Origin of the sequence: Sphingomonas radicis, assembly GCF_051400635.1 — a bacterium.
Taxonomy (GTDB): Bacteria; Pseudomonadota; Alphaproteobacteria; order Sphingomonadales; family Sphingomonadaceae; genus Sphingomonas.
Window position 1 is genome coordinate 37,089 of record NZ_JBLFFG010000003.1, and the last position, 12,693, is coordinate 49,781.

Annotated in this window: 14 protein-coding genes; 2 read left to right on the forward strand and 12 right to left on the reverse strand. The window is 65.8% G+C overall.

Annotated features, from left to right (window positions below; genetic code table 11):
• Positions 1–57: 57 nt before the first annotated feature.
• The 5 genes from ACMGDH_RS12485 to ACMGDH_RS12505 form a co-directional block, all read right to left on the reverse strand.
• Complete coding sequence (locus ACMGDH_RS12485; RefSeq protein WP_436828295.1) at positions 58–498, reverse strand: hypothetical protein; 441 nt, start codon at positions 496–498, stop codon at positions 58–60.
• Positions 499–585: 87 nt separating this feature from the next.
• Positions 586–933, reverse strand: a complete 348-nt coding sequence (locus tag ACMGDH_RS12490; RefSeq protein WP_436828296.1) for an ArsC family reductase — start codon at positions 931–933, stop codon at positions 586–588.
• Complete coding sequence (locus ACMGDH_RS12495; protein ID WP_436828297.1) at positions 930–1,346, reverse strand: GNAT family acetyltransferase; 417 nt, start codon at positions 1,344–1,346, stop codon at positions 930–932. Before ACMGDH_RS12495 ends, ACMGDH_RS12490 begins: the two co-directional genes overlap by 4 nt.
• Complete coding sequence (locus ACMGDH_RS12500) at positions 1,343–1,834, reverse strand: hypothetical protein (protein ID WP_436828298.1); 492 nt, start codon at positions 1,832–1,834, stop codon at positions 1,343–1,345. The genes ACMGDH_RS12495 and ACMGDH_RS12500 overlap by 4 nt, the downstream gene beginning before the upstream one ends.
• Positions 1,835–2,068: 234 nt before the next feature.
• Complete coding sequence (locus ACMGDH_RS12505; RefSeq protein WP_436828299.1) at positions 2,069–2,965, reverse strand: LysR family transcriptional regulator; 897 nt, start codon at positions 2,963–2,965, stop codon at positions 2,069–2,071.
• 206 nt (positions 2,966–3,171) lie between these two features.
• On the opposite strand from ACMGDH_RS12505, the gene ACMGDH_RS12510 reads away from it, so the two are divergent.
• A complete protein-coding gene (locus ACMGDH_RS12510) occupies positions 3,172–3,906 on the forward strand; it encodes an SDR family NAD(P)-dependent oxidoreductase (protein WP_436828300.1) in 735 nt (244 codons plus the stop codon).
• A 61-nt stretch (positions 3,907–3,967) separates the two neighbouring features.
• The gene (locus ACMGDH_RS12515) at positions 3,968–4,570 is read left to right on the forward strand and encodes an NADPH-dependent F420 reductase (protein WP_436828301.1); all 603 of its coding nucleotides are present in this window, start codon (positions 3,968–3,970) and stop codon (positions 4,568–4,570) included.
• Positions 4,571–4,648: 78 nt separating this feature from the next.
• Here the strand turns inward: ACMGDH_RS12515 and guaA are convergent, their stop codons facing one another.
• The 7 genes from guaA to rpsK form a co-directional block, all read right to left on the reverse strand.
• Positions 4,649–6,208, reverse strand: coding sequence for a glutamine-hydrolyzing GMP synthase (gene guaA, locus ACMGDH_RS12520; RefSeq protein ID WP_436828302.1), 1,560 nt, complete (start codon positions 6,206–6,208; stop codon positions 4,649–4,651).
• A 45-nt stretch (positions 6,209–6,253) separates the two neighbouring features.
• On the reverse strand, positions 6,254–6,835 hold the full coding sequence (locus ACMGDH_RS12525) for a hypothetical protein (RefSeq protein WP_436828303.1): 582 nt from the start codon (positions 6,833–6,835) through the stop codon (positions 6,254–6,256).
• Positions 6,836–6,885: 50 nt separating this feature from the next.
• Positions 6,886–8,955: a prolyl oligopeptidase family serine peptidase gene (locus tag ACMGDH_RS12530; RefSeq protein WP_436828304.1), complete on the reverse strand. Its 2,070-nt coding sequence runs from the start codon at positions 8,953–8,955 to the stop codon at positions 6,886–6,888.
• Positions 8,956–9,014: 59 nt separating this feature from the next.
• A complete protein-coding gene (locus tag ACMGDH_RS12535; RefSeq protein WP_436828305.1) occupies positions 9,015–10,313 on the reverse strand; it encodes an MFS transporter in 1,299 nt (432 codons plus the stop codon).
• 113 nt (positions 10,314–10,426) lie between these two features.
• The gene (gene rplQ, locus ACMGDH_RS12540; RefSeq protein WP_436828306.1) at positions 10,427–10,849 is read right to left on the reverse strand and encodes a 50S ribosomal protein L17; all 423 of its coding nucleotides are present in this window, start codon (positions 10,847–10,849) and stop codon (positions 10,427–10,429) included.
• Positions 10,850–11,078: 229 nt separating this feature from the next.
• Positions 11,079–12,143, reverse strand: coding sequence for a DNA-directed RNA polymerase subunit alpha (locus ACMGDH_RS12545; protein WP_436828307.1), 1,065 nt, complete (start codon positions 12,141–12,143; stop codon positions 11,079–11,081).
• Between the two features lie 96 nt (positions 12,144–12,239).
• Positions 12,240–12,629: a 30S ribosomal protein S11 gene (rpsK, locus tag ACMGDH_RS12550; RefSeq protein ID WP_010545745.1), complete on the reverse strand. Its 390-nt coding sequence runs from the start codon at positions 12,627–12,629 to the stop codon at positions 12,240–12,242.
• Between the last annotated feature and the right edge of the window lie 64 nt (positions 12,630–12,693).

The window sequence follows — 12,693 nt, forward strand, 5'->3', positions numbered from 1 at the left end:
GCGCCAGCCACGGGCGCGAGCGTACATTGCTTGGCTGCATGCGGAACGAAAAACGCGTCAACTGATCCAGCCGCGCCGCTCGGCGTAGCCCGCGAGCCAGATCTGCAGCACCGCCACCGCTGCGATGAACAGCGGGAAGGGCAGCGTCGACGCGACACCCTTGTGCGCGAGCAGGTCGGTCGCGAGGAACACCCAGCCGAACTGGACGACCACCGCGACGAGCGAGACCACGAAGAGCGGCTTCGCCAGCTTCGATCGCATCAGCAGCGCGATCGATCCGAGCAGCCCACCGAGCACCGCCGCTGCATAGATCCAGGTGAACCAGCCCGGCAAGCCAGCATAATAAGCGCGGTCCCACTCGGTGGCATCAGGATTGATCGCGGGGCCGTAAACCATGTGCGCGTAGAGCGACGCGCAGCCAGCGACGCCCCACAGGACCAGAAGCAGCGCGACGAGATTGAACCAGCCCGCCGGCTTTTGCCGAACGTAGGAAGCCATGCGACCCTCCCCCTAGGCGATTTGTCCTAAGGGAGCGATTGTAACGCAGAATCAATCAACTCACCACCTGCGCAGCGCCGGGGCGGCTCAGAGCAGCGCGCGGGCGAATCGCTCCGGCGCAAAGCCGACCAGCAGCCCGCCCGGATATTCGACTACGGGGCGCTTGATCATCGACGGCTGCGCCAGCATCAGCGCGCTTGCCTTGGCCGCGTCGAGGTTCTGCTTGTCCGCCTCGGGCAGCTTGCGGAACGTAGTGCCTGCGCGGTTGAGCAGCGGCTCCCAGCCCACGGTTTCGATCCAGCGGGCGAGCCGTGCGGCGTCGATGCCGGCAGTCTTGTAATCGTGGAAATCATAGGCGACGGCATTGGCGTCGAGCCAGGCGCGTGCCTTCTTGATCGTGTCGCAATTCTTGATGCCGTAAACCGTGACGCTCATGCGCCCTCCTCTAGGAAACGGCCGAGCGTGACAACCTTCTGCCGCTCGAGCCCAAGCGTCTCGTAAAAGCCGAGCGCGACTGCATTATCTTCGCGCACCATCAGCTGGATCTTGGGTGCGCCCCGCGCGCGCAGCCAGTCCTCCGCGGCCGCCATCATGGCACGCCCGAGCCCCTGCCCGCGCCGGTGCGATGCGACAGCGAGATAATAGACCCAGCCGCGGTGCCCGTCGAACCCGACCATCACGGCGCCGCCGAGCACCTCCGCATCCTGCGCGACGAGCACCGTGGAACTACCGCTACTCAAGGCCAGGCGAAAATCGGCGTGCGGATCATTCCATGGGCGCGTGAGATCGCACGCGCGCCACAAGGCGACCACCGCCTCCTCATCGTGCGGCTGGGCGAGTGCAATCACCGGCAGGTCGTTCCAGCCCAAAGCGCCGTGACCTGTCCCGTGGGCGCGAGCGAGCTCAGCAACCCTGATAGCGTGCCGGAGTGGAATTCGTGCCCGAGCGGGGTCTGCTCGACTTCAATCACGATTGCGTCCTCGACCTGCTGGCGCGTCGAGCCCAGCCCGATCCCCGCCGCGGTAGCATAACGACCGTCTTCGCGACTGCTCAGGCCCCAGCCGATGAACCGCCCTTCGCTGAACGAGAGCCCCAGGCCACCTTCGAATTCCATGCTCTCCAGCGGTCCCCCGGCACATTCCTTATCGACTTCCCGGCTCTTCGGCTCTCCGACCGTGGCACCAACTGCGCGCAAAACGGCCTCACGAGGCGTTCCGAACGGCAGGTGTCGCGACGCCCCGCTTTCGAGCACGAACGTGAGCCCATCCGGCGCGAGATTGAGCGCGGCTGCGCCCGCGGCACCATTCGCAGCTTCCCGAGGCTGCGGCACGATCATTTCCGCGGCGTTCCCCTCCATGGCGATACCAGCCGCAGCTGAATTGTTCGCCGACTGCTCGGGCACGCATGCGGTGAGCACTAATGCGGCGAGAGCCGCAAGCCTGGACCTGGTTATCATCGGCTCCCCTTTCGGAAACGTTGTCGCACCACGACGCAGGCGTAGCAATCAGGGTTTGAAGCAGGTCGACTTCCGACCGGATTGCGGCAAGCTTCGCCGGCGACCTGCCACACATCAGTCGCGCGATACAGACAGCCCGGCGAGAAGCGGCGCATAGGCCGCGAGCCTGTGGGATATGAACTCGGTAAAGAGTCGCACGCGCTTGGTCTTGCGTGTCTCCCCCTGGGTGAGAAGCCAGAGCGTTCCGTACAGGTGCAGATCCGTACCCGGCACCCTCACCAGCAGGGGGTCGGCATCTCCGACGAAGCATGGCAGCGTCGTGATCCCGAGCCCTTGCCGTACTGTAGCGATCTGCGCCCCGGCGTCGGTGATCCTGAAGGGAACCCCTGTGGTGCGGACCTCACCCTCGCTGGCCCAATCCGGAACTCCATGCGCGCTGATGACGATCCACCGGACGGGTTCCCGCGCGCCCGCTCGCCATGCGGCTAGGCGATCGCGGGACATGTAGACGGCGCCAAACAGCTCCGGTCCCTTCAGGCCGTGAAGATTGAGCGGCAGGGTCTTGCGGTCGTAGACGACGCGGATTGCGACATCAGCCTCCCGGTTGGTCAGATTCGCCAGGTCGCCGAACGACAGGATGTCCATCTCGATATCCGGATGCAGACGCGCGAAATCGGCGAAGTCCGGCATGAGCAGGTGTGTCGCAAGAGGCGGCGCCAGCGTCACCCGCAGACGCCCGCGCACGCTCTGGTCGCGCCCGAAGACGCGCGTCTCCAGCTGATGCGACGACGTCTCCATCTGTTCCGCGAGTTCGACGACCTCCTCGCCTGCAGCCGTCAGGCGATAACCCGAAGGCAGCTTTTCGAACATGTGCGCCCCGAGGCGTTTCTCGAGCTGGGCGATGCGTCGCAGCACGGTCGCGTGGTTCACACCGAGGCGCTCGGCGGCGGCCCGCACCGAGCCTCCGCGCGCGATGGCAAGAAAGTAGCGAACGTCATCCCAGTCGATCATGGTGCAATCCCGCACCGCAGGGTGCGCCTTCCAAAGAGCTCATGCCTAACAGATCGAACAGCAATACGGGAGGAATCATAGCCTAACGGATCGATTTTGCACCACCGATGTGCGCGCTTCCGCACTCAACGCCTGACTCCGGCCGACCCATGTTGCGGTTCTCGGGGACACCCCCGAACGATCAAGGACGGAGCAAAGGATAAGTCATGGGAAAGCTCGAGGGTAAGGTTGCAGTCATCACGGGTGGCGCTACCGGCATCGGCCGCGCCGCAGCAAAGCGCTTCATCGAGGAGGGCGCCTTCGTCTTCATCTTCGGCCGCCGGCAGGAAGCGCTCGACGCCGCTGTGGCGGACCTCGGGTCCAATGCCCGCGCGGTGAAGGGATCGGTCTCCGACCTGGCCGATCTCGACCGGCTCTACGCGGCGGTGAAGGCCGAGCGCGGAGCCCTCGACATCGTTTTCGCCAATGCCGGGATGGGGAGCCTGCTTCCGCTTGGGGAGATCACGGCCGAGCACATTGACGAAACCTTCGACACCAATGTGAAGGGTACGATCTTCACGGTCCAGAAGGCGCTGCCGCTGATGGGCGAAGGCGGTTCGATCATCCTGACGGGGTCGAGCGCTGGCACCACGGGCGCCCCCGCATTCAGCGCCTATAGCGCGAGCAAGGCGGCAGTGCGCAACCTCGCGCGGAGCTGGGCGGAGGATCTGAAGGGCACCGGCATCCGGGTAAACGTGCTGTCGCCCGGGCCGACGGCGACCGAACTCGCGAAGGCAGCGATAGGCGAGGAGGGTCTGAAGGTATTCGCCTCGATGAACCCGCTCCAGCGCATGGCCGAGCCGGCGGAGATCGGGGCGGCTGCTGCCTTTCTCGCGTCGTCCGACAGCAGCTTCATGACTGCCAGCGAGCTCGCCGTCGACGGCGGCCTGGCGCAACTCTGACGCGACAATCCGGCGCCGCCCAGGGCCGGGAAGCGATATCAACACCGATTGGAGAAGTACCATGAGCTACGCAATTGTAGGATTCGGCAGTATTGGCCAGGCCCTCGCCCACGCCTTCGCCCGCAAGAACATCGAGGTAGCCGTCGCGAGTCGCCGGCCGCCCGAGGCGTTGGCGCCGCAGGCACGGGCGATCGGATCCACGGTCGTCGCCAGGTCGCTGCAGGATGCGCTCGAGGCCGACACGATCCTCCTGGCAATCCCGTTCTGGGAGCATCGCGAGCTCGCGAAGGCCCTGCCGAGCTGGGAAGGCAAGACGATCATCGACGCGACGAACACCTTTGGCGTTTCCCCTGAAGAGCTGGACGGCCTCCCGTCCTCCGCCTTCGTCGCCAAGGCGTTCACCGGCGCCAGACTCGTCAAAGGTTTCAACCACTTGATTGCGGCCACCCTAGCTACCGATCCGGTCGTCGAGGGCGGCCACCGGGTCGTCTTTCTGTCGAGCGACGACGAGGACGCGATCGCTCCAGTCGCGGCCTTGGCCAAACAGCTCGGATTTGCCCCCGTCACGCTGGGAAAGCTCGGCGAGGGCGGCGCGCTGGTGCACGCACGCGACCGCACCTGGGGCCCGCTCATCTTCCAGGATCTGTTCAAGAAGGAGCAATAATCGGGCTACGACCGTGTGATCGATGCCGAAGACTGGCGGTCGCGCGCTAAACTCGAGCAGTGCGCGACCGAACTCCCTTCATTCCCACTCGATTGTGCCCGGCGGCTTCGAGGTGTAGTCGTAGGTCACCCGGTTGATGCCGCGGACTTCGTTGACGATGCGCGTCGCAACCCGTGCCAGAAAATCGCCGGGGAACTGGAAGGCGACCGCGGTCATGCCGTCGGTGGACGTCACCGCCCGAAGCGCAAGGACATAGTCATAAGTGCGCCCGTCGCCCATCACGCCGACGGTGCGGACGGGAAGCAGCACTGCGAACGCCTGCCAGATCGCGTCGTAGAGCCCGGCGTTGCGGATCTCCTCGAGGTAGATGGCATCGGCCTTGCGCAGGATGTCGCAACGATCCTTGGTGACTTCGCCCGGAATGCGGATCGCCAGGCCCGGCCCCGGGAAAGGGTGACGGCCGACGAATACCTCGGGCAGGCCGAGCTCGCGGCCGAGCGCGCGGACCTCGTCCTTGAACAGCTCGCGCAGCGGCTCGACCAGCTTCATGTTCATCCGCTCGGGCAGGCCGCCGACATTGTGATGGCTCTTGATCGTCACCGAGGGGCCACCGGTAAAACTGACGCTCTCGATCACATCGGGGTAAAGCGTGCCCTGCGCCAGGAACTCGGCGCCACCGATCTTGCGCGCCTCCTCCTCAAACACGTCGATGAAGGTCTTGCCGATGAACTTGCGCTTGGCCTCCGGATCGGTGACTCCGGCCAGACCGCTCAGGAACAGGGTCTCGGCGTTCACATGGACGAGCGGGATATTGTAGTGGCCGCGGAACAGGCTGACGACCTGATCAGCCTCGCCCGAGCGCATCAAGCCGTGGTCGACGAAGACGCAGGTAAGCTGGTCGCCGATCGCCTCATGGATCAGCACCGCGGCGACCGCGCTGTCGACGCCGCCGGAAAGGCCGCAGATCACCCGGCCCTTGCCCACCTGCGCGCGGATCTCGGCGATCTTGGCCGAGCGGAACTCGGCCATCGTCCAGTCACCCTTTAGGCCGCAGACGTGGCGGACGAAATTGGCCAGCAGTCGCGCCCCGTCGGGCGTGTGGACCACTTCGGGGTGGAACTGCATCGCATAATAGCGGCGCTTGTCGTCGGCGATCACCGCGAAGGGGGCACCGGGGCTGGCCGCGACGGCGCGGAAGCCCGGCGCGAGGTCGGCGACCTTGTCGCCGTGGCTCATCCACACCTGGTGCGTCTCGCCCTCGGCCCACATTCCGTCGAACAGCTCACAGCTATCGCCGATCTCGATGAAGGCGCGGCCGAACTCGCCGCTGTCGCCCAGCGTCACCGTGCCGCCGAGCTGGTGCATCATCACCTGCTGGCCGTAGCAGATGCCGAGCACCGGCAAGCCGCTGTCGAAAATCTCCTGCGGAACGCGCGGGCTGCCCTCGTCGAGCACCGAGGCCGGCGAGCCCGAGAGGATGATCCCCTTGGGCTTCATCCGCTCGAATGCCTCGGCCGCGGAGGTGAAGGGCGCGATCTCGCTATAGACCCCCGCCTCGCGCACGCGGCGCGCGATCAGCTGGGTGACCTGGCTTCCGAAATCGACGATGAGGATGGAGTCGGTGTGCTCTCGCGTCATGGCTGGCCGATAAGGAGCGACGCCCGCGCTGTAAAGCCGCTGCGGTCAGGGTCCGCAGGTCCAAAGGCCCGCGATACGGCGCTCGGCGCCGTCGGCGCGCTGGACGAGCAGGGTGGCACGCTGCGCGACGCTCTCATCGCCCGTCGGCACGCGCGCCTCCGGCGTTACTCGCACCGTGAGGCCCTTGCCGCCGAAGGTGAGTCCCTTTTCCATCGCGCCGAACCCTCCGGCCGCGGTGGCTGCGAGCCTTTCGAGGACACCCGCGTTGCGGACCGCCGCGAAGGGGCGCGCCTCCTTACCGACATCTGCGCGGGCGATCAGCAGCGAGGGTGCATCTTTCCGTTCTGCGAAGCTGCAGCCGAGTTCGCCGTCGAGCCCCTCGGAATCGCCGGCATCGAGCGGAGCGAGCACGATCTGCGACCCGTCGCCGCCGACCGTCTCTACCGATCCGTTGCCGGGCGTCGGCTGGACCTCGGGTGTGGCTTCCGCTTCCGGTACCGCCGTATTCTCGACCAGGGGCGGCGCAGGGCCGGTCACCGTCGTATTCTGCGAGGCCGAGGTGGGAGCTGGATCCGAACAGGCTGCGAGCAGCAGCGGAACGGCGCAGGCGAGGCGCAGGTCGAGCATGCCAGCGCCAACGCGCCCCGGCCCGCGCCCGTTCCCCACTGCCGCGCCGATCAGCGCGACTTGACCTCCAGCCCGGTCCACTCCGCCGCGAAGGCCCAGACGTCGGCAGCCTCCTCGATGATCTTGTCGGTGGGTTTGCCCGCGCCGTGGCCCGCGCGCGTCTCGATCCGGGCAAGGTGCGGCTTGTCGCCGATCTCCGCTGCCTGGAGCGCTGCGGTATATTTGAAGCTGTGTCCGGGCACGACCCGGTCGTCGGTGTCGGCGGTCGTCACGAGGATCGCCGGATAGGCGCGCCCGCCGCGGACGTTGTGGTAGGGCGAATAGGTGCGGAGGCGGTGGAAGTCCTCCTCCTTCGATGGATGGCCATAATCGTCGACCCAATAGCGACCGGCCGTCCAGCGATCGAAGCGGAGCATGTCCATCACCCCCACCGCAGGCAGGGCGGCGGCGAAGAGATCGGGGCGCTGGTTGACCACCGCGCCCACGAGCAACCCGCCGTTGGAGCCGCCCTGGATCGCAAGCTGACCCTTGCCGGTGATCCCCTGCGCGATCAGATATTCGCCCGCCGCAATGAAATCGTCGAAGCTGTTCTGCTTGTTGGCGAGGCGGCCACCGTCGTGCCACGCCTTGCCATATTCGCCGCCGCCGCGGATGTTGGCGACCGCAAGCACACCGCCCTGCTCCATCCAGGCGATACGCGAGGCCGAGAAGGCCGGCGTCACCGGAATGTTGAACCCACCATAAGCGTAGAGCAGCGTCGGTGCGGCGCCGGTCACGCGTTTGTGGTGCACCACGAACATCGGGACGCGGGTGCCATCCTTCGAGGCGTAAAAGCGCTGCTCGACGATATAATCGGCGGGATCGAACAATAGCCTGGGCGTGGCCCAGGCGGTGCTCTCGCCGGTCGCGACATTGTGACGGTAGATCGTCGTCGGCGCATTGAAGCTGGTGAAGGCGAAGAAGGTCTCCGGATCGCCCTGTTCGCCGCCGAAGCCCGAGGCGGTGCCGATACCGGGCAGCGCGACGGGCTCGAGCGGCGAGCCATCGAGCGCGAAGCGGCGCACCTCGGTGTGCGCATCCACCAGATAGCTGGCGACCAGCACGCGGCCGATGATCGTCGCGCCTTCGAGCGTCGCGGAGTCCTGCGGCACCAGTTCGTGCGCCTCCGGATGGTCGTTCGTCTCGACGTCCATCGTGACGACGCGCATCCGCGGCGCGCGCTGGTTGGTGGTCCAGTAGAAGCGCGTGCCGTTGTTGCCCGCCAGCGACCAATGATGGTTCAGCCCATGGATGATCGTGCGCGTCGGCCACGCCGGGTCGCGCAGATCGGCCAGCGTGATCTCGTAGCGGTCGTCGGTGCCTTCGCTGGTGGTGATCACCAGCCACTCGCCGTCGTCGGTGACCTGGGCATAGTGGCTGCGGCTGGGGGTCGACGGCGTCTCGTAGATCAGCCGATCAGCGGACTGCGGATTGCCGAGCTGGTGGAAATAGACCTTGTGGTTCTCGTTGAGCGCCTGGAACTTCTCGGCCTCGGCGACTTCGGGATAGCGCGAGTAGAAGAAGCCGCTGCCGTCCCTGGCCCAGGAGGCAGCGAGCGTGAACTTCATGCCATGAACCAGATCCCCGGTGTCCTTGCCGGTTTCGACATCGAGCACGCGCGCGGTGCGCCAATCGGTTCCGCCGTCCTGCACGGCGTAGAGCACGTAACGGCCGTCTTCCGACGGCATCCATTCCGAAAGCGCCGTCGCCCCATCCTCGGACCAGCCGTTGGGATCGATGAGCACGCGTCCGGGGCCGTCGAGACTGTCGCGCACATAGAGCACCGCCTGGTTCTGCAGGCCGCTGTTGTGCATGTAGAAATAGCGGCCGCCCTTCTTCACCGGGACGCCGAAACGCTCATAGTCGAAGAGCTGCTTGATCCGGGTGCGGAACCATTCGCGGCCGGGAAGGCTCGCCAGATAGGCGTCGGTCACTTCATTCTGCGCGGCGACCCAGGCGGCGACCTCGGAGTCATTGCGCACATCATTCTCGAGCCAGCGATAGGGATCCGCGACCGCCACGCCGAACAATTCTTCGATCAGATCGTCACGGCGGGTGTGGGGATAGGCGGGCTTGGACATAATGAGTGCACTCTCCGGGATTCGAGTGGGCGGGGTTTAGCGGGAAGCGACGATCCCCGCTATTGATCCGCGCCGCGGGCGTAGGCGGCGGAGAGCTGGCGATAGTAGCGCGAATTGAACGCTACGATCGTCGTCAGCACACCGAGCAGCCCTGCGATGGTGAAGACCAGCGCGATGCCGCGCTCGGGGCCGCGGCCGAACCAGTCGCCGATCGCGTCGGCGCCCGCACCGGTGGTCATGAAGGGAATGAAGACGAACTGGGCCAGTGGGGCGATCAGGAAGGCGGTCAGCGGCGAAGCGGCCTGCTCGACCGACTGGGCGAAACCGAACACCCGCCCCTGGCGCTCGAACGGCACGACTTTCTGCAGCGTCGTGTGCTCGGCCGCCTCCGCATAGGGGCCGAGGAACATCCAGACAAAGCAGCCCGCCGCGAGCAGAGGGATCGAGGACTGGAGCGTGAACACGCTCGCCACCGCCCAGAGGATCAAATTGACCAGCAACAGCGTCCGCAGTGGATTGGCGCCGAGCCCGGTGCGCGCGATGACGATGCCGCTGAGGATGAAAGCGCAGGAGATGAACGCCCAGAGCAGTCCCCATTGCTGAACGGGCATGAGCGAAAGGCCATAGGCGTCCATCAGCGCCATGAAGACGCCGCCCAGGAGATTATTGAACGCGGCGAAGAAGATCAGTGCGAAGAGCCCCGGCACGCCCGCGACAACGCGGATCGTACCGGCGAGATCAACGCGGTGTGTATCGACCGAAGCTTCTCGCTCAGGTTCGCGCAGGCGCACGAACAGCAGGTGCGCGAAGGCCAGGAAAGAAAGCGCCAGCGCAAATCCCAGCGTCGCGACCATGCCGCCCCAGGCGACGAGGAAGCCGCTGATCGCCGAGGTGGTGAGGAAGCCGATGCCGGTGACCATGCCGACCAGCCCATTAGCCTTGTCGCGTCGATCCTCCGGAATGAGCGCGGTGACGAGGGTGGGCAGCGCGATGTTGCGGATGTTGCCCGCGATCACGCCGAACATGACCAGCAACACGAAGCCCCAGAGCATCGGGCTCGCCACCTTCCCGAAAAGCCGCTCGGGAACCAGCGCATGGGCCGCAAGCGCGACGGCATAGAGCACGAAGGAAGCCGCGCTGGACGCCATCATAACGCGCTTCTTGGTGTGATGATCGACGAGGCTGCCGAACCAGATGCCCAGTCCCGCGGTGAGCACCAGATAGATGCCCGCGATCATCCCCGTGGCGAACACCGAGCGGGTTTCCAGGAAGACCCAGAAGGTGATCGCGAACCACACCGTGAAATTGGTGATGCTCGCGACAAGGTTGTTGGCGAGGAGGTGATAGAAGACAGCCATCGTTGCGCCTCGACGTGGAGGGCGGAGATGGCGGGATTCGGACGGCTTCGCAAGGAAAAGGGCGGCCGCACCATAGTGCCGCCGCCCTTTCTTGTCCGTGGACGAAGAAGCGATCAGGCTGCTTCGTCGAAATCCTCATCCCCCAGCACCGGGCCCGAATCCTGGCCCTTTGCCGAGACGTCGCGGTCGACGAACTCGATGATCGCCATCGGCGACGCGTCCGACTTGCGGATGCCGGCCTTGATGATGCGGGTGTAGCCGCCGTTGCGGTCCGCGTAGCGCGCGGCCAGCACGTCGAACAGCTTGGTGAGCTGCGCGTCGTCGAGCAGACGGGCGTGGGCCAGACGGCGGTTCGAAAGACCGCCCTTCTTCGCCAGCGTCACCAGCTTCTCGACATAGGGGCGAAGCTCCTTCGCCTTGGCGACGGTGGTGGTGATCTGCTCGTGCTTGATCAGAGCCGCGGCCATGTTGCGGAACAGGGCGATGCGGTGGGCCGAGGTCCGCTGAAGCTTACGGCCGCCTACGCGATGGCGCATGATTTCTTCCTTCGTTCGTTAAGGGGCCGTGTCACGGAACCCCAGACCAGGTGGGGACGGTGGCCCACCCAATATTCCGTCACCCCGGCGAAGCCGGGATCCCGTAAACTCACCCCGTGAAGGGCCCGACGCGGGAATAAATCCCGCGTCGTCGGACGGGTTCGGCTTCGCCGGCCCGCCGGCCGGGCTTGCGCCGTCTCGGGATTAGCTCGCGCTAATCCCGTGCGGCTCAGCCCATGATTTCCTGCTCGAGCTTCTTGGCCATCTCTTCGATGTTCTCGGGCGGCCAGCCGGGGATTTCCATGCCCAGGCGGAGACCCATGCTCGAAAGGACTTCCTTGATCTCGTTGAGCGACTTGCGGCCGAAGTTCGGCGTGCGCAGCATCTCGGCCTCGGTCTTCTGAACCAGATCGCCGATGTAGATGATGTTGTCGTTCTTGAGGCAGTTGGCCGAGCGGACCGAAAGCTCCAGCTCGTCGACCTTCTTGAGCAGATAGCGGTTGATCTGCGCAGCGTCGCCGCCAGCCTCGGGAGCCGCAGCAACCCCGCCCGCCGCCGGAGCGGCCGCGCGGGTGAGTGCCGAATCGTCGAAGTGGACGAAGAGCGCGAGCTGGTCCTGCAGGATGCGCGCCGCATAGGCGAGCGCGTCTTCCGGCGTGATCGTGCCGTCGGTCTCGATCGACAGCGTTAGCTTGTCGTAATCGAGCTCCTGGCCGACGCGGGTGTTCTCGACCTTGTACGAGACCTGGCGGACCGGGCTGTACAGCGCGTCGATCGGGATCAGGCCGATCGGCGCGTCCGCAGGGCGGTTCGCGACGGCCGGGACATAGCCCTTACCGGTATCGGCAGTGAGCTCCATGTTGAGCGTCGCGCCGTCGTCGAGGTGGCAGATCACCAGCTCGGGGTTCATCACTTCGATGTCGCCCGAGACCGCGATATCGCCCGCCTTCACTTCCGCCGGGCCGGTGGCCGACAGCTGGAGGCGCTTCGGGCCTTCGCCCTGCATGCGGATCGCGATCTGCTTCACGTTCAGGACGATGTCCGTCACGTCCTCGCGGACGCCGGCCAGCGACGAGAATTCGTGGAGCACGTTCTCGATCTTGATCGAAGTGACCGCCGCACCCTGGAGCGACGAGAGCAGCACGCGGCGCAGCGCGTTGCCGAGCGTCAGGCCGAAGCCGCGCTCGAGCGGTTCGGCGACGAAGGTCGACTTGCGCTTGGGATCGCCACCGGGCTTCTTCTCGAGGCCGTTGGGCTTCTTGAGTTCCTGCCAGTTCTTAGCGTTGACCGACACGGGCTTTCCTCATGTTGGGCGGGACTTGAGGCCATCCCGCCAGGTAACTGCTGCAAGACCGCAGACCCGCCTCAGGGCCCGCGGCACAAGCAGGATTTAGACGCGACGGCGCTTCGACGGGCGGACGCCGTTGTGCGGGATCGGCGTCACGTCGCGGATCGAAGTGATCTGGAAGCCGACCGCCTGCAGCGCACGAAGCGCCGACTCGCGGCCCGAACCCGGACCCTTGACCTCGACCTCGAGGGTGCGAACACCATGTTCGGCAGCCTTGCGGCCTGCGTCCTCGGCGGCGACCTGAGCGGCGTAAGGAGTCGACTTGCGCGAGCCCTTGAAGCCCATCATGCCGGCCGACGACCAGGAGATCGCATTGCCCTGCGCGTCGGTGATGGTGATCATGGTGTTGTTGAAGCTGGCGTTCACATGCGCGACGCCGGCGGTGATGTTCTTGCGTTCGCGACGGCGAATACGCTGCGGTTCACGTGCCATGTCTTTGACCTTTATCCCTAAATGGGGTGGTCACTCGCGGGGCGGCGGGCGCCCTGCGGAGTAA